Source organism: Parabacteroides gordonii MS-1 = DSM 23371 (assembly GCF_000969825.1).
In the GTDB taxonomy this organism is placed as follows: Bacteria; Bacteroidota; Bacteroidia; order Bacteroidales; family Tannerellaceae; genus Parabacteroides; species Parabacteroides gordonii.
In genome coordinates this window covers 1,569,739-1,588,972 of sequence record NZ_KQ033920.1, presented here as the reverse complement: position 1 = coordinate 1,588,972, position 19,234 = coordinate 1,569,739, and the positions used below count along the sequence as shown (strand labels likewise).

Sequence of the window (19,234 nt, the reverse complement as noted above, 5' to 3'; positions counted from 1 at the left end):
ATATACATAATATAAAAAGAAGAGTATGAATAACCTGTTGAATATAAAATCGTTTCTGAAATTCCTGAAAGGGAATAAGGCATACACGGCGATCGACGTGTTCGGACTGTCGGTATCGTTGATGTTCGTTATCCTGATCGCCGTTTACACCGTGCAGGAATTATCTGTCGATAAGTTCCATACCGACGGTGATCGTATTTATGTGCTGACCAGCGATATGGGGCCGGTTTCCGGTCTCCCGATAGCTTATAACCTGAAGGAGCGTTATCCGGAGATCGAAAAGGTCTGTCCGGTCATTTCCGCTGGAGTTGCCCCTCAGACTGTAAAAAGAAACGAGACAAAACTGACTGCAAAGGTCATAGCTACCGACTCCTGTTTCTTCAATTTCTTCTCTTTCAAACTGCTGGAAGGGGATGCGAAGCGGGCATTGGAAGACAGGGGAAATGTGGTACTCTCGCGTACCTTCGCCAACAAACTATTTGGTACCGAAAGCCCGGTAGGACAAAGTGTCGTGATCGGCGATTCAACATCTTACATGGTTGGCGGTGTTATGGAAGATATCAAAAACTCAACCATTCCTTATGCCGATCTGCTGATGCGTGCCGAACGTGCGAATGAGTTTAACGGCTCGATCAGTATGGAGCATTCCGGAAATGCCGGTGCAGCCGTTCCTTTCCTGATGATGAAACCGGGTGCCGACCTGACTCCGAAGATCGATGATATACTTAGTTATTTCAAGGAATCGTTCTGGCCTTATAAGCAGGGTATGTGGAAAGAAGTCGGTTTAATGCCTTTACATGATATGTATTTTAGCGGTTCGCAAGGGTTCGGAGCCGTTCAGTTCGGTAATAAACGTTTCGTTATCGTACTGTTGTCCGTCGGTATCCTGATTTTAATCTTTGCGATATTCAACTATATAAACCTGACAGTGGCACAGGCCGGTCAGCGGGCTAAAGAGATGGCAACCCGCCGTTTGTTGGGGTCATCCCGTAAAGAGCTGTTCCTGCGCTTGATGGAGGAGTCTACTTTACTGACTGTTCTCTCTTTCGGAATAGGCTGGCTGTTGGCGCTTGGGGCGGTTCCTTTTGTAAATAACCTGTTGCAGACCAAGGTTGACATGTGGGCGACCTTCACGCCGGTATGGATCATGGCTGCCATCGTGCTGATCTTACTGATCGGTTTCCTTTCCGGGTTACTGCCGGCCGTGTTGATCTCGTCGGTGAAGCCGATCGATATTGTGCGCGGTACGTTCCGCCGGCAGACGAAGATGGTATTCAGTAAAATCTTCATCACTTTCCAGAACGGGATCACGATCGCGATGATCGCCGCTTCTATTGTCATGATTCTGCAATCGCGTCACCTGATCAGTGCACCGCTCGGATACAATACAAAGAATATCCTGGAGATAAAAAATCACTTTGCCAACAACTCCGACCGTAATGCCGCCATCGACGAGTTCGGTCGCCAGTCTTTCGTTAAACGGGTCGGTCTGGTTGCCGGTATGCCGCTTAGCGGAAGTAATAATATGTCTGCCGATTATGAAGGTAAGTTCCTCGGCTTCCAGCAATTCATCATGGACAGTACGGCATTCAACATGTTAGGCTATAAGATTGTCCGTGACAACCAGTTAGCCGAAAATAGCTGGTATGTGACCCAGAAGGCGATGAAGGATATGGAACTACCGGAGGATGCTCCCAGTTTCCTATGGAACAAAGAAGCTACACCGATAGCCGGCATCGTAAGTGATTTTCAGCAAGGCAATATTACGGATGAGACCCGTCCGGCTATGGTTCGTATCAGTGCCCGGAAAGATGTATATCCCTGGAGTATCCTTGTGGAAGTGGAAGGAAATACGTACACCGCCTACGAAAAAATACGTGATATATATAAAACGGCTTCCGGCGGACTGGATTTCGACGGTACCTATCTGGATGAGCAGGTGCAGAGGTCGTTTGAGGCGGAGCTACGTACCACCAAGATCGTTTCCATCTTCGCCGGAATAGCCATTCTGATCTCTATGCTGGGATTGTTGGCCATGTCGACTTACTTTATCCAGCAACGTTCGCAGGAGGTAGCTATCCGCAAGGTGTTCGGTTCAGATAACCGGGCTATTCTGTTCCGTCTGATCGGCTCGTTCCTGATGTATGTCGGCATCGCTTTCGTAATTGCGACACCGGCTATCTGGTACTTTATGAGTAAGTGGTTGTCCGACTACTCTTACCGGATCTCTTTGAACCCTTTGATCTTTATCGCTGCCGGTGTTTTCTGCCTGTTGATCTCATTTGTCACAGTCTTTTTCCAGAGTCATAAAGCAGCCAATGCCAATCCGGTGAATAGTATTGCCAATAAATAATATCTTACCTTTGTGCGGTAGATAAATGTTTGTTATATGAAAAGACTAATTAAAGTAATATCGATCGTTCTTTTGTCGGTCGCAGGGCTATTATTGATCGGAGTGTTATCCGTTCTCTGTTACAGCAGTGGAAAACTGGATAAACTAACGGACAGTCATGGTAAGGTCATTGAAAACGCTATTGCAGAAAAAGGTCGGTTGGATATCGGCGGTGTCAAGCAAGGGTATTTCCTGCGTGGAGAAAACCCGGATAATCCGATCCTGCTATTTCTTCATGGAGGGCCTGGAAGTCCGGAGTTGCCACTTTGTATAGCAGACGAAAAAGACGAACGCCTGGAAAAATACTTTACCGTCTGTTACTGGGATCAGCGGGGAGCGGGTATGAGTTTTAGCTCGGATATCGACCCGGCCATGATGACTGTCGAACAATTCATAGAAGATACCCGCCAGGTGACCGAATATCTGTGTAAACGTTTCGGACAAGATAAAATATATCTGATGGGGCATTCGTGGGGTTCGTATCTAGGGATAAAGACCATAGGGAAATATCCCGAATTATATAAAGCCTATTTTGGTATAGGGCAGGTGAGCAACCAGCTCCAGTCGGAACGTGCAGCATACGACTATATGCTGGATCAGGCACAGGAAAGAGGCGATAAGAGTGCTGTAAAATCACTAAGCAAATGGGATAGGAATGCTGCCGGTTTCCCTTCAAACGATTATCTGTTTACCACCCGTTCTCTCCTGATGAATGAATACGGAATCGGAATAAAACATGAGAATAGCTCCATGATTGCTGTCATGATGGATCTGTTATACTTTAAAGGGTATACCTTTGGTGAGAAAATAAATTATCTTCGCGGAACAATGTTTTCAACAAGGAATATGTTTGGAAATGTTCTCAACGATAATCTTTTTGAAAGCTCCGTGTCTTTCGATATTCCGGTTTACATTATTCAGGGCAAGTACGACTACCAGGTATCATACCGGTTGGCCAAGGAATACAGTGAGCGGATATCCGCTCCGGAAAAAGGATTTTACACAATGGAAAACTCTGCACATTCACCCAATCTGGAAGAACCGGAAAGGTTTGTAGAGATCGTCCGTTCCTGTGTCCAATAAATAGACAATAGTGTCTAATAATTAGACAGGCAGACTTTAACTATGAAATTTTATTTTGTTGATATATAGTGTATTATTCTGTTTGGCACGTATTTTGAAGTTTGTTGTGTAGAGTTAGATAAATAAATAACACTATAAATATGAATAATGTACTGAATTTTAATTCGTTTCTCAAGTTCTTAAGTAAGAACAAGGCGTATACGGCAATCGATGTTTTCGGATTATCTATTTCGCTGATGTTTGTTATCCTGATCACTGTTTATACCGCGCAGGAACTAGCAACCGACAAATTCCATGAGAACAGGGATCGTATTTATGTGATAGGAAATGAAAGCGGCCCGGCCACTGCTCTTCCTATACCTTATCGTTTGCAGGATCGCTATCCGGAGATAGAGAAAGTTTGTCCGGTCATTGCCGACTATTTCAATAACTGGCAGGTTTTTTACGGGGATAAGAAGCTGAAGGCTTCTATGACCTGTGTCGACTCTACTTTCTTTGATTTCTTTTCCTTTAAACTATTGGAAGGCAACCGCCATCAGGCATTACAGGATAGTTACAACGCCGTTGTCTCCAAAACTTTTGCCAACAAAATGTTCGGACAGGATGATCCGATGGGGAAGAGTATCCGTATCAGCGACTCAACTTCCGTTATTGTTACAGGTGTGATAGAAGACATACGTAAGTCTGTCCTTCCGCCCAGTGATATACTGATCCGTATAGAACGTGTCGGAGAGTTTAATAGTGGGCTGACCAAGACCTCTTATAATAATGCCGGTGCCACTGCCGGTTTCCTGATGCTGCATGAGGGAGCCGACCTGCGGGGGAAAATAGACGACATTCATGAATTCTTTAAAGAATCTTTCTGGCCTTATCAAATAGATGTATGGAAAGAAATTACGATAACACCGTTGAATGAACTTTATTTTGCCTCATTCCCATACTCGAGCTTACAACACGGAGACCGTAACTTCGTATTGGTACTGATGTCTGTCGGTATTCTGATTCTGATCTTTGCTATCTTCAATTACATCAATCTGACGGTTGCACAGGCCGGACAGCGGGCGAAGGAGATGGCTACACGCCGTTTACTGGGTTCCTCACGTGGAGAATTATTCCTGCGTCTGATGCTGGAATCGTTGTTCCTCACCCTGATATCGTTTGGTCTGGGGCTGTTACTGGCTATGGCGGCAGTACCTTATGCCGATGGATTGCTGAATACTCATTTATACCTGACAGATCTTTGTACTCCGGGGTGGATCGGAATTGCAGCAGGAGTGATCCTATTGATCGGTTTTCTTTCCGGATTATTACCGGCTTTGCTTATCTCTTCCTCGAAACCGATAGAGGTGGTACGCGGTACATTCCGCCGGCAAACAAAGATGGTGTTCAGTAAATGCTTTATTACTTTTCAGAATATCATTACGATAGCCACACTCGCGGCAGCTTTGGTGATGGGGCTTCAGATCTCCCATATGATTAAGGCTCCATTAGGTTATAATACAAAGAATATCCTTGTGGCCGAGAACCAGTTCAATTCTGATAGCGAGCGGGCAGCCGCTGTAGATAAACTGCGCCAGTTGACATGTGTCAAATCGATTGGGTTCAGTAACGGAACTCCTTTCAGCGGAACAAATAACCTGACAGGTGTTTATGAAGGCAAATCACTTAGTTTCCAGCAGATGGTTCTCGACAGTGCTTCTTTTAAGATGCTGGGGTTGGAGATTAAGCATGATAACCAGGTGGCTTCGACAAATAGTTGGAGTTGGTATCTGTCTGAACGGGCATTCCGGGATATGGATATACCGGAAGATGCCAAGGTTTTTAATCTCAAAGACAGTGAACCCTCACCAATTTTAGGTGTATTGAAAGATTTCCATCTGCGCCGTATCACAGACGAAAGTTCTCCTATCATGCTGCGTTTTAAAGACTTCAATGAGCCGAACAGCTGGCCCTGGCATGTTTTGATAGAAGTGGAAGGCAATCCTTATACTGCATATAATGAAGTACGTAAGATATTTGAAGATGTTACTAAGGTAGAGTTTGAAGGTAAATATCTGGATGACCAGATACAGGAATCGTTCGACTCGCAGATACGTTTGGTGAAGATCGTTTCGATATTTGCCGGTATTGCTATCCTGATCTCGCTGCTGGGATTGCTGGCTATGTCTACTTACTTTATTCAGCAACGTTCGCAGGAGGTAGCTGTCCGCAAAGTATTCGGATCGGATAATAAGGCGATATTGATGCGGTTGGTTGGTACATTTCTAAATTATGTGGCAATAGCCTTTGTCATCGCAACACCGATTATATGGTATATCATGAAGCAATGGCTGTCGGATTATTCATACAGGATCAGTCTGAATCCGCTTATCTTTATAGCGTCCGGTGCTTTCTGCCTGTTGATCTCGTTTGTTGCTGTGTTCGTTCAGAGTTACTATGCAGCCAATGCCAATCCGGTGGATAGTATAGCTGGTAAATAACTTATGATAGCTGTTTTCGGAAAAGTGCCTTCATGCCTTCATTTAATTGTTTATCCATTGATATGCAATAGGTGTAGATATGAAGGCACTTCCTTTTTGCCTTCATCCGATGAACCCGCAATTTTCAGATGAAGGCAAACTGGATACCGGGTTCATATGGTAACTATCATATTTTCAGTAAAATAATGGCTGAATGAAGGCATGAACCCGAAATTCCCAAAAACATTTTTCAGAATAAATATCCGATAGCTGCGGTGTAGGATAAAATTAGCTCCCGACCTGTTAGAAATAGGTCGGGAGCTATTTTAAATGGGTGCCTACCCATTGGGGAATCGCTGCCTACCTTTTTGAGAATTGCTGCCTGCCTTTTTGGATAAATACTTATACTTTTCTGGTAAAAAGCGAAAGTGTTTTTTCTGTAGTTCTATGTCAACCGGCACTATAGTCCTATACCTGTTAGCATTATAGTCCTGCACCTGTTGGCACTATAGTATCACTATGGGTAATACAGGCATGTTGAATTATCGTACTTTACTACTTCAGAGATCCCGTTACATGTAAAAAAACTAGACAGGACTGTCCAATATTTTGACAAGTGTTGAATTATGTTTGATTGTATATGGTTGATAATTAGTTATTTGTAGTTTTGGCACGCAATTTGAACGTTGGAAAGCATAGAAGATGAAATAACAAAAAACATTGTACTGATGAGAACGATATTGCGTAACTTTATTAACGTACTGCGCCGTTTCAAGATGGCGTCCTTCCTGAATATTGTAGGGCTGACCGTTGCTTTTACGGCTTTCCTGGTGATTATGATGCAGGTCGAATATGAGCATAATTTCGATCGGTGTTATCCTGATTACGACCGGATCTTCCGTGTTCAACACCATAAAGATGTGGATGATCCTTATGCAGCCATTTTACCTATCCCCTTCATGGAAGCTGTAACAACCTCTTCACCGCATATTAAAGCCGGTACATTGATTACAGCATTGGCGGCGCAGTTTAATGGGAAAATGTATTTTACTGTCGAGAAGGATGGAAAGAAAAACGGCTTTATCGAACAGTTCTCCGCCTGTACACCTGAAATACTGCAGGTTTTCAATCCGACCCTGCTGGAAGGGGATGACAATTGTTTGCAGGATCCTGAGAAAGCATTGATCCCACAAAGCATTGCAAATCGGCTCTTTGGCAATGAACCCGCTGTTGGACAGCAACTCCACATGAATGAAAAAGTCTATATGCGGGAAGATATAAAAACCTTCACCGTGGGGGGCGTCTACCGGGATTTCCCTTCCAACTCACAGATGTACAACGCTATCTATGTAAAGATAAATAAGAGCCTGGAGAATAACTGGGGTTCGCAGGGTTTTATCGGATATGTCTTGCTCGACTCACCTGACTCGAAAGAAATAGTGGAAGAAACATTCAATAAAACCTTCGATTACGCATCACACGACTTCCCCGAAACATCCCGGTTGAAGCTATTACCCGTGGCCGACACCTACTATGTCAAAGGCCTACAGGAAGGTATATTCAAAGAAGGTAACCCTGAAACAGTACGCTTGCTTATCCTGATTGCATTCCTGGTAATCATTATCGCTGGGATTAACTTTACTAACTTCAGTACCTCACTAGCCCCGTTGCGCATCAAGAGTATCAATACACAGAAAGTACTGGGCAGCACCACCGGCAGCTTGCGCCGCGGACTGATCACAGAAGCAGTAGGTATCAGTATTCTGGCATTTATGCTATCCCTCCTGTTGCTTTTCTTCTTAAACAGGATGAATATATTATCATTTGTAGAAGCCGATACGAATCCGTTAAACCATTTCTACTTATTAGTAATAATGGGAGTGATCGCCTTGCTGTTGGGACTGGCAGCCGGTGCCTATCCGGCTTGCTATATGACCTCTTTCCAACCTGCCTTGGTGCTGAAAGGTAGTTTCGGCTTGTCTGCTTCCGGGCGTAAACTGCGCACTGTGCTGATTGGCTTCCAGTATATCGTGTCGATCGGCCTGATTATCGGTGCCTCATTCATCCAGATACAGAATAAGTATATGCGTTCTTTCGATCGCGGGTTCAACGAAGACCAGATCGCAGTGGTTACATTGAACCAGAATATCTACAAAAATGCCAAAGACGTATATGTCGACAAATTAAAATCCTATTCCGGTATTGCCGACGTAGCTTTTTCCAACCAGAAATTCGGCTTGCAAGATGTTTACTCCACTAGCTCCACCTACTACAATGGGAAAGAGATCAACACACCCTGGATTACCGTATCCCCCAACTTTCTGCGTGTAATGGATATCCCGGTGATCGATGGGCGCGATTTCACCGAGTCGGACGGCCGAGATTCTGTCCTTACCTTTATATATAACAGTACCACCCAAAAGACATTCCAGCTGGAAGCCGGGCACGCCCTCGATAAGTTCTGGAAAGGTGAAGCACGCATAGCCGGCTTTGTAAACGATCTGAAACTAACCTCACTCCGCCAGTCGGGTACCCCCGTTTCTTTCATTGTCGATCCGGGAGAGACGATGTCCGTTTCCTTTATACGTCTGAATGCCGGGACGAATATGGCGGAGGCCATCGGCCATATCCGGCAATCGCTGGCAGAAATCGATCCAACCTATCCGCTCGATATTAACTTCTACGATACGATGTTAGATAACCTCTATCATAAGGAACAGTATTTGAAAAAGATGATAACTTTGTTCAGCCTGCTGGCTATCGTACTGTCGATCGTAGGCGTCTTTGGCTTGGTTGTCTTTGAAACACAATATCGCCGTAAAGAGATCGGAGTACGTAAAGTATTTGGGGCGACGGTAGGAGAGATCCTGAATATGTTCAATAAGTCTTATCTGCGTATTGTGGCGATTTGCATCGTTATCGCTGTTCCTTTCGCTTATTATGGCGTACATAAATGGTTGGAGAGCTTCTCCGACAAGACACCGATCTATTGGTGGGTATTTGCACTGGCCTTTGTGATTGTGGCGGCTATTACCATGCTGACGGTCACGTTCCAGAACTGGAAAGCGGCTAATGAGAATCCGGTGAATAGTGTCAAGAGTGAATAATTAAACAATAATATATTATGAGTAATCTATTAAACTTAAAATCTTTCTTTAAGTTCCTGGCACGGAATAAAGGATATACTATCATCGACTTGTTCGGTCTGTCGGTATCATTAATGTTCGTTATCCTGATCGCCACTTATGTGACCAGCGAGCTGACGACCGATCGCTATCATGAAAACGTGGATCGTACCTATGTGCTGACTGATGGTGAATATATGGGGTCTGCCTATCAGATAGGTTATCGCCTGGAAGAACGTTATCCGGAGATTGAAAAAGTGTGTCATGTTATGACACGCGTTTTTGATAAAACGCCGCTTCAGAAAGGTGATATGAACCTGACCGCCAACCTGATGCTTGCCGATACCACCTTCTTCGACTTTTTCAGTTTCCCGCTGGTGAGAGGTGATAAGCGTACCGTATTGGCTGCCAGAAACTCTGCCGTGATCTCCCAGTCTTTTGCCAACCGTTATTTTGCCGATGAAGATCCGATGGGTAAAACGATCCGTATCAACGATAAGTTATCGCTGACCGTCAACGGGATTATGAAAGATATCAGTAATTCAGTTATCCCGTATCAGGATATCCTTTTCCGGATTGAAAATATCCACCTTCTGGCAGGGGATGAAGGTATGTTCGGCAACTATAACAGCTACGGAGCCACCAACGTTTTCGTGATGCAACGGGCTGGTGCCGACATAACTGCCCGCTCGGCCGATATCCGTGAATATTTCAAAACTTTCCTCGGCTCGTATGAACGGAATGAATCGAAGGCTGTCTACTTTGTCCCCCTGAAGAAACTCTATTTCTGGGAACAAACCAGTCCCTGGGGCATGTACACTATCGAGCGCGGTAACTGGCAATTCGTTATGATCCTGATGTCTGTTGGCCTGCTCATCCTGATCTTCGCTATAATCAACTACGTCAACCTGACGGTGGCACAAACCGGTTTCCGTGCTAAAGAGATGGCTACCCGTCGTCTGCTCGGCTCCTCGCGTAAGGAACTTTTCTCGCGTCTGATCATGGAATCGACGCTGATGACGGCTGTTTCTTTCCTGTTCGGACTGATGCTGGCTTTCGTATTCGCCCCATATACCGGTAATCTGTTGGATAGGAAGATCGATCTGCTTGGTATGTTCACTCCATTGAACTGCATGATCGTGATACTCCTGATCGCCCTTACCGGCTTTATCGCCGGACTGCTGCCGGCTATTGTGATCTCCAACGCCAAGCCTATCGAAGTAGTACGCGGTACGTTCCGTAAGCAGACGAAGATGGTGTTCAGCAAGTTCTTCATTGTCTTTCAGAATACTATTACCATCTGTCTGATTGCCGCCTCGCTCACCATGTTTTTGCAGGTGAAATATATGATTAAGGCACCTCTCGGCTATAATACAACCAACATTATCGACATAAACGGCATGGAACTGCCCGACGAGCAGACCTGTTTCACGCTTATGAACGAGCTGGAACAACTAGCCAGCGTCAACCGGGTCGGTGCCGGGTTGGGAACACCTTTCAATATGGGTATGAATTTCACCTCCCATTATCCTGACGGCAAGACAATCAGTTTCCAGATGCTCCGTTGCGACAAAACATATACCGACATCCTCGGCTTCGAGTTCCTGCGCGACAATCACGTGGCTAACCCGGAACGCTATTTCCTCACCGAAAGCTCCATGCGTGCCCTGGAAATGCCCGACAACGCCGCCACCGTCGACCTGACCGCTTGGGGCACCCATCCGTTGGCCGGTATCGTGCGTGACTTCCAGCTGCGCAACATCCTGCAAAAGAACAGCCCGATGATCATCATCCTGAAAGACAACGCAAAAGACCTCGGCGAAAATCCCAGGAATATCCTCGTCGAAGTGAATGGCGACCCCTATGTTGCCCGCCAGAAAGTAGCCGATACCTTCAAGCAGGTCACCGGCATGGACTTCACCGGTAAGTTTATGGATGAGCAGGTTGAAGAATCGTTTGCCTTACAGGAAAGAACACTGACCATCGTAGTGATCTTCGCCTTCATCGCCATCCTGATCTCCTTGCTGGGACTACTGGCCATGTCAACCTATTTTATCCAGCAACGTTCTTCCGAGATAGCTGTACGTAAGGTATTCGGTTCAACGGACATACAAGTTCTTGTCCGATTGGTTAAAGCATTCCTTACCTATGTGGCGATTGCCTTTATCATCGCCATACCGCTGATCTGGCATTTCATGAACGGTTGGCTGGTCGATTATTCATACCGGATCACGTTGTCTCCGTGGATATTTGTCGTATCCGGATTGTTCTGTCTGCTGGTTTCATTTGTAACCGTATTTATACAGAGCTACCAGGCGGCAACAACCAATCCGGTAGAGAATATAAAGGATAATTGATCCTTCCGGATTAACGATATCGATTTGTAAAGAAACTAGACAGTCCTGTCCAATTATTGGACAGGACTTCTTTTTATGTATAAGTATACATGGTTGGTATTTAGTGTGTTATCCCTTTTGGCACGCATTTTGAATAGAATAAAGTATCTAATGAATAGTAGTAATATAAGGTGTGAGTAAAACCAAATTGTTGATGAACCATGAGTAATATTTTGAATTTTAAATCCTTCCTTAATTTCTTAGGGAGGAACAAGGCCTACACGGCTATCGACCTGTTCGGCTTATCCGTATCACTGATGTTTGTGATTCTGATTGCCAGTTATGTAGTCGGTGAACTGTCGACCGATCGCTATCACGAAAAAGCGGAACGTATTTATGAATTAAGTAACGGGAGGGATATAGGATCTGCTTTTGAGATTGGGTACCGTCTGGAAGAACGTTATCCGGAGATTGAAAAAGTATGCCATGTATTCTGTAACATCTTTGACCATCTTCCTATTCAGAACGGCGACCAGAACCTGACGGTAAACCTGATGCTTGCCGATACGACTTTTTTCGATTTCTTCAATTTTCCCTTGGTAAAAGGTAATTGGGAGCAGGCGTTGGCTGCTAAAAACTATGCCGTGATATCCGAGTCTTTTGCCAACAAGTATTTTGGAAATGAGGATCCGATAGGGAAAACGATCCGTGTCAAAGAGGATCTGACGCTGGTTGTCAACGGAGTGATGAAGGATATACGGCATTCCGTTATCCCCGATAAAGATATTTTGGCACGGGTAGATAATCTGAAGGCAGTTGGATATGATATGTTCGATAATTATAACAGTGCCGGAGCCGTCAATGTGTTTGTCATGGAACGTGCCGGAGCCGATATATCTTCCCGGTCGGAAGAAATAAAGGACTGGTTTAAAACATTCTTTTGGATATATGAACGGGAGTTGTCGACTGTTGTAGAGTTTATCCCACTGAAGAAGCTGTATTTCTGGGAACCGGAAGGACAACTCGGGTCGGTTACGATAGAGAGGGGTGATTATAAATTTGTAGTTATTTTATTATCGGTCGGCCTGCTTATCCTGTTGTTTGCCATTATCAATTATATCAACCTGACAGTGGCACAAACGGGTTTCCGGGCAAAAGAGATGGCTACCAGGCGTTTACTGGGCTCTTCACGGAAAGAGCTGTTTGCGCGCCTGATCATGGAATCTACCATGTTGACTACGATTTCTTTTCTGCTCGGTTTATTGCTGGCCTTTTTCTTTGCTCCCTTTGCCAGCGACCTGTTGCAGAAAAAGATAGATATTACCGAAATGGTTACTCCGCTGAATGGATTGATTGTCATCCTTCTGATCACCCTGACCGGATTTGTGGCCGGATTATTACCGGCTATCGTGATTTCGAATGCAAAACCGATCGAAGTGGTGAGGGGTACTTTCCGTAAACAGACAAAGATGGTATTCAGCAAGTTCTTCATTATTTTCCAGAATGTGATAACGATCTGTCTGGTTGCTGCTTCGATTACTATGTTTTTGCAGATAAGATATCTGGTCAATGCCCCGTTAGGCTATAATTCGACCAATATCATCGATATTTACGGAGGGGAGCTGCCGGATCGCAAGACCGGTTACACCCTGGTGAACGAATTGGAACAGCTGGCCTGTGTAAACCGGGTCGGGGTGTCGGAAGGTACTCCTTTCAGTATGGGAATGAACTTTACCGGTGTTTACGACGGTAAGAATATCAGTTCGCAGGAGTTCCGTGGAGATAAGACCTTTTTCGATATGCTCGGTTTTGAAATCCTGCGGGATAATCAGGTGGCGGGAACTGTGCGCTACTATCTTTCCGAGGAGTTTATGAAGGTATTGGAATTACCGGAGGATGCCCGTTCTTACAAACAAAGGAATTGGGAGGAAGTACCGCTGGCCGGTATCGTTAAAGATTTCCAGTTGAATAATATCCTGACAGCGAAACGTCCGACAGTCGTAATGATTTGTTCGAATAGGGATGATGTGAGACTGCGTAGTATCACTGTCGAAGTAAAAGGAGATCCGTTTGTGGCCCGTAAAGAGGTGGCAGCTGTCTATGAGAAGTTGACAGGTCTGGAGTTTTCGGGAATGTTTATCAATGAACAGGTTGAAAAATCGTTTACAGCCCAGAAAAGGACTTTAAAGATTGTAATGATCTTTGCCGTGATCGCTGTCCTTATCTCGTTGTTGGGGTTGTTGGCTATGTCGACTTATTTCATACAGCAACGTTCGTCCGAAATAGCCGTGCGTAAAGTATTCGGTTCAACAAACGCACAGGTTCTTATCCGGTTAGTAAAGGCTTTTCTGATGTATGTGGCAATCGCTTTCGTGATTGCTGTACCGCTCGTCTGGTACTTTATGAACGGATGGCTGGCAGACTATTCCTATCGTATCGAACTTTCACCGTGGATATATGCCACTGCCGGGTTGTTCTGTCTGATTATTTCTTTTATTACCGTATTAGTACAAAGCTATCAGGCGGCTATTTCCAATCCGGTAGAGAATATCAGGGATAATTAATATACTCTTTATGTCTAAATATTTTACACCAGTGTCTAATATTTAGACATATACTATAATTCTTTGAATATTCAATATTCTGATATTTAGTGTGTTGGCTGTTTTGGCACGCAATTTGAATCAATCTAAATAAAAAGTACATCTAATGAAAACAATTCTTCGTAACTTTATCAGTGTATTGCGCCGCTTCAAGATGGCGACAATTCTTAATATCCTGGGACTATCTGTTGCCTTTGCCGCTTTTATGGTGATCATGATGCAGGTAGACTATGATAAGAACTTCGATACATTCCATAAGAATGCCGATAATATCTATCGGGTAGAATTGCAATGGGATAAATCATCGACACAGGTTGTCCTCTCGCGTCCGTTATGTAACGTTTTTACTGATTTCTCTCCGCATATTCTGGCCGGTGCAGTTACTATTCCTTTCTACAATGAAACCTTTTATGGGATAGACCGGGGAGGGTTTATAGATACCTATATGGAACCGACTATTGCTGTCGATCCTTCTTTCATGGATGTATTCGATTTCGAAATGCTGGAAGGCTCGGCCGAAACCCTGAACGAACCGGATAGAGTATTGATACCGGAAAGCCTGTCGCAGAAGATTTTCGGACAGGAATCGGCTATCGGTAAGCGGATCACTGCGAAAGAGAGTAAAGGACGGTTGGCCGGTTATTTTACAACAAAAGAAGGTGGTTATACGATTGGTGGTGTCTATAAGGATCTTCCCCGTAATAGTATCATCCGGAATGCAGTGTTTACGAAACTGGATGAAAAGCAGGATTTGCATGACTGGGGTAATTCCAGCTACAACTTTTATATCCGGCTCGACAATCCTGAATCGGCCAAAGAACTGGTAAATGACTTTCTGGAATATTACAGGAAAGATGATCTGGGAAAGAATATGTCGTGGTACTCCGGTGAACCGAATTTCCGTCTCACTCGTATACAAGATGTACATTATACTACGGATGTACTTTTCGATATGACTCCTAAATCGAGCAGGCAGACCGTACTGGTTCTTATTGCTATTTCATTGATTATACTGATCATTGCAGGCATAAACTTTACCAACTTCAGTACAGCCCTGACTCCGATGCGTGTAAAGAGTATCAATACGCAAAAGGTATTGGGTAGCTCTGACGGAGTATTACGTTTCTCCCTCTTGATGGAAGCGGTTTGTATCAGTGTGGTAGCTTATTTGTTGGCTTTATGGTTCGTCTATATTGCTGCGAAAACTCCTGTTGCGGGGTTAGTCGATGCCGATATGTCTTTCGCTGCGCATCCGCTGTTGCTTACTGTAACAGGTCTGATCGCACTGCTGACCGGTTTATTGGCGGGGCTTTATCCTTCTTATTATATGACTTCTTTCTCACCGGCATTGGTGCTGAAAGGCAGTTTCGGTTTGTCCCCTCAGGGACGGGTATTGCGTAATGCGCTTATCAGCATACAATTCATCGCTTCTTTTGTGCTGATCATCGGATCCATGTTTATGTATCTGCAAAATAATTTCATGCAAAGCAGCCCGTTGGGATATGATAAGGATCAGTTGATCGTGACGAGTATTACTGCGCCTATACTGAAGAGCTCGGATGCTTTCGAGAGTCGTTTGAAGTCTTTTGCCGGCATTGAAGATGTGACCTATGGCGAGTTTATGTTATCGAGCCAGGATCAGTATATGGAGTGGGGGCGTGAGTTGAGAGGACAAACCATACAATTCCAGTGTATGCCGATAGACCCGTCGTTCCTGAAAGTAATGAATATCCATGTAAATGAAGGCCGGGATTTCCGGGAAGAAGATGCCTTAACGGTTAATGGTGCGTTTATCTTTAATGAGCGGGCGAAGAATCTCTATGAACTTGTGCTGGGCGATAAGATTCAGGATGCCGATGTGGTAGGTTTTATCCCGGATATAAAGTTTGCTTCCTTCCGTACGGAAGTGACTCCGATGGCTTTCTACGTACGGGGTACAGGATATAGTGGAGGTGCTGCATATGCTTATGTAAAAGTAAAGGCCGGTTCGGATATGCGTGCGGCGATGACTCACGTAAAAGAGGTATTGGGAGAGATACATCCGGATTACCCGTTTGTTATTAAGTTCTTCGACCAGGTTTTGAATACATTGTATGAAAAAGAAGAGAGCCTGAGTTCGTTGATCACTTTGTTCAGTATGATCGCTGTATTTATCTCGATCGTAGGAGTATTTGGCCTGGTGGTATTCGACAGCCAATACCGGAAAAAGGAAATCGGTATACGCAAAGTGATGGGATCGACTACTTCCGAGATTCTGATAATGTTTAATAAGACGTATGTATATATATTATGTATTTGTTTTGTTGTGGCTGCCCCGGTTGCTTTCTATTCAATAAATAAATGGTTGGAAAGTTTTGCTTATAAGACCCCGATTTACTGGTGGGTATTTGTCATAGCTTTTATCCTGGTTTCCATGATCACGATCATTACGGTTACTTTCCAGAACTGGCGGGCGGCAAGAGAGAATCCGGTATTCAGTATCAAGAATGAATAGTTTATATTGTTTTTTGTAGAATTATTTTAGTACAGTTCCGGATTGCCGGATTGTTTAATAAGCCCTTGGATATCCAAGGGCTTATTTATTATATATTACAGGTCTTAGATGGAGAACAATCAATGTATATCCGGTAGATAGTTTTAAAAAGGAATAACAATTATGCAACGTTGATTAAATTATTACGTATCTATTGATATAGATATTCTATAGACAATCTTAAATCGAAGTAATAATTTAATTGTATATGAAAACTATTTTAAGAAACTTCATCAGCGTGCTTCGCCGTTTCAAAATGGCGACATTGCTGAATATACTGGGGTTAAGTATCGCCTTTACCGCCTTTATGGTGATAATGATGCAGGTGAATTACGACTACACATTCGACTCTTGCCAGCCGCAGGCTGATGCAATTTTCCGGTTGGATAAGGAATATGAAGGAGGGTTAGGGTCTGTGGTCAGTCGTCCTTTTGCGAGAGCTTTTACGGAATCGTCGCCACATGTGAAGGGAGGCATGATTATGACTTCGTGGAATTCGGAGGTGTTTTACTATGTGGAACATAACGGGGAAAGGCAAAATTACCAGGATGCGATAACGGGAGTTACATCCGGTGTTACCCGCGTATTCCATTTTGATATGGTGGAAGGGAATGAAACGGCTTTGGATCAAACGGAGACTGCTATCATTCCCGAGAGTATGGCGCGTCGTCTTTTCGGCAATGAATCGGCAATGGGTAAACGGCTGATGAGCGTGGAAACGGGGAATACCCTCTATACAATCAGCGGTGTTTTTAAGGACTTCCCTCGTAACTCTTCCATGCGAAATATAATTTACAGGCAGATATCCCCGAAGGAGAATTATGATGCCTATGGAAACAATAATTATCATTTCTTTTTCCGTCTGGATGATCCGGCCAACATAGAAGATGTAAAAGAGAACTTTAAGAAGAATTTCGATGCGACTCTTCAGTTCGGTAAAGATTTTACCTGGGAAAGCGGCGGACTGGACTTGCGCCTCACGCCACTTCCCGAATTACATTTTCTGACTAATACCTCTTACGATACAATGCCGAAAGCTAGCCGGCAGACGGTACGTGTTCTGTTTGCCATCGCTTTCATTATCCTGTTGATAGCCGGTATCAACTTCACTAATTTCAGTACGGCGCTTACCCCGATGCGTATAAAGAGTATCAACACGCAGAAGGTATTGGGCAGTCCGGATAATGTGCTTCGTCTGAGTTTGCTGGCGGAAGCTGTCATTGTGAGTGTGGTGGCTTATCTGATATCGCTGGGAATGTTGTTTGTGGCAAGCAAATCTTTTATTGCTTCCCTGCTGGATGCGGATATGGCTTTTTCGGCACAATCGGAGATTATTGTTGCGACGGCTATTATCTCATTGGTTGTCGGAGTGTTAGCCGGAGGATATCCTGCTTATTACATCACTTCTTTTCCGCCGGCGTTGGTGTTGAAAGGAAGTTTTGGGTTGTCGTCCAAGGGACGGGTACTTCGCAGTACGCTGGTCAGCATCCAGTTTATCGCTTCCTTTATCCTTATTATCGGTGCCATGTTCATGTATTTACAGAACCACTATATGCAAAATACACCGCTGGGATATGATAAAGACAAGCTGATCATTATTGAATTGAATAGTAAAATAAATAAGAATCTGGGTGTATTGGAGAGCGAGTTGAAGACATTCTCCGGGATTGAAGAGCTGGCTTGTTCCGAACAGGTACTTTCAAGTCATGACTATTATATGGGGTGGGGACGTGACTATAAAGACCGGGAAATCAGCTTCCAATGTATTCCTGTTACCCCTTCTTTCCTGCATGCAATGGGGATAAAGGTGACGGAAGGCCGTGATTTCCGACCTGAAGACGATCTGAAAGATACCGGATGCTATATCTTTAATGAGAAAGCCCGTCAGACATACGATCTGGAACTGGGCGATAAAATCAACGGAGATGAGATAATCGGTTTTATGCCGGATGTGAAGTTTGCTTCCTTCCGCAACGAAGTATCGCCCATGACTTTTTATGTCTGGGGAAAGTACCGTTGGGGAGATGAGGGAAATAAGTATTATAGTGCCGCTTATGTCAGGGTAAAAGCCGGTAGCGACTTGCGGGCTGCAATGAAACATGTGAAAACATCGTTAACAAAGATCGATCCGGTTTATCCCTTCAAGGTTTCTTTCTATGATGAGATATTGCAGCGGACATATGTGAAGGAGTTGAAGATCAGTAATCTGATTACCTTATTCAGTGTGATAGCCATCTTTATTTCTATTGTCGGTGTATTCGGATTGGTTGTGTTCGAGAGCGAGTACAGGAGGAGAGAGGTCGCTGTCCGTAAAGTTCTGGGATCTTCTACATCGCAGATATTGGTCATGTTCAATAGAGGATATTTGTTTATTCTGGTAATCTGCTTCCTGCTGGCAGCTCCGGTAGGATTCTATGGCGTGTATCGCTGGTTGGAAAACTTTGCTTATCGCACGCCGATGTACTGGTGGGTTTTTCTGGTTTCTTTTGTAATCGTATCGGTCATTACCTTTATAACCGTTACTTTCCAGAACTGGCAGGTCGCCAATTCCAATCCGGTGGATAGTATGAAGACGGAGTGACCGTATTTTTTGTTTCCCTTTATGAATGTCTAATAATTTGACACATATGTCTAATTATTAGACATTCATTTTTAATTTGTATAGCTAATGTTTTTGATTGCTAAAGAGTTATCGTTCTGGCA

Annotated in this window: 8 protein-coding genes; all 8 read left to right on the top strand. The window is 44.2% G+C overall.

What is annotated here, in order from left to right; translation table 11 throughout:
* Positions 1 to 25 precede the first annotated feature (25 nt).
* Complete coding sequence (locus HMPREF1536_RS23510) at positions 26 to 2,353, top strand: ABC transporter permease (RefSeq protein ID WP_028727310.1); 2,328 nt, start codon at positions 26 to 28, stop codon at positions 2,351 to 2,353.
* 36 nt (positions 2,354 to 2,389) lie between these two features.
* A complete protein-coding gene (locus HMPREF1536_RS23505) occupies positions 2,390 to 3,475 on the top strand; it encodes an alpha/beta fold hydrolase (protein WP_028727311.1) in 1,086 nt (361 codons plus the stop codon).
* Positions 3,476 to 3,615: 140 nt separating this feature from the next.
* Positions 3,616 to 5,955 carry an ABC transporter permease gene (locus HMPREF1536_RS23500; RefSeq protein ID WP_028727312.1) on the top strand — a complete coding sequence of 780 codons (2,340 nt, stop codon included), beginning with the start codon at positions 3,616 to 3,618 and terminating at the stop codon, positions 5,953 to 5,955.
* 707 nt (positions 5,956 to 6,662) lie between these two features.
* Entirely contained in the window at positions 6,663 to 9,041 is a 2,379-nt protein-coding gene (locus HMPREF1536_RS23495; RefSeq protein WP_028727313.1) for an ABC transporter permease, read from the top strand.
* A 17-nt stretch (positions 9,042 to 9,058) separates the two neighbouring features.
* The gene (locus HMPREF1536_RS23490) at positions 9,059 to 11,416 is read left to right on the top strand and encodes an ABC transporter permease (protein WP_028727314.1); all 2,358 of its coding nucleotides are present in this window, start codon (positions 9,059 to 9,061) and stop codon (positions 11,414 to 11,416) included.
* A 200-nt stretch (positions 11,417 to 11,616) separates the two neighbouring features.
* The gene (locus tag HMPREF1536_RS23485) at positions 11,617 to 13,959 is read left to right on the top strand and encodes an ABC transporter permease (RefSeq protein WP_028727315.1); all 2,343 of its coding nucleotides are present in this window, start codon (positions 11,617 to 11,619) and stop codon (positions 13,957 to 13,959) included.
* A 145-nt stretch (positions 13,960 to 14,104) separates the two neighbouring features.
* Positions 14,105 to 16,492 carry an ABC transporter permease gene (locus HMPREF1536_RS23480; protein ID WP_028727316.1) on the top strand — a complete coding sequence of 796 codons (2,388 nt, stop codon included), beginning with the start codon at positions 14,105 to 14,107 and terminating at the stop codon, positions 16,490 to 16,492.
* Positions 16,493 to 16,739: 247 nt separating this feature from the next.
* Complete coding sequence (locus tag HMPREF1536_RS23475; protein WP_028727317.1) at positions 16,740 to 19,112, top strand: ABC transporter permease; 2,373 nt, start codon at positions 16,740 to 16,742, stop codon at positions 19,110 to 19,112.
* Positions 19,113 to 19,234: the final 122 nt, after the last annotated feature.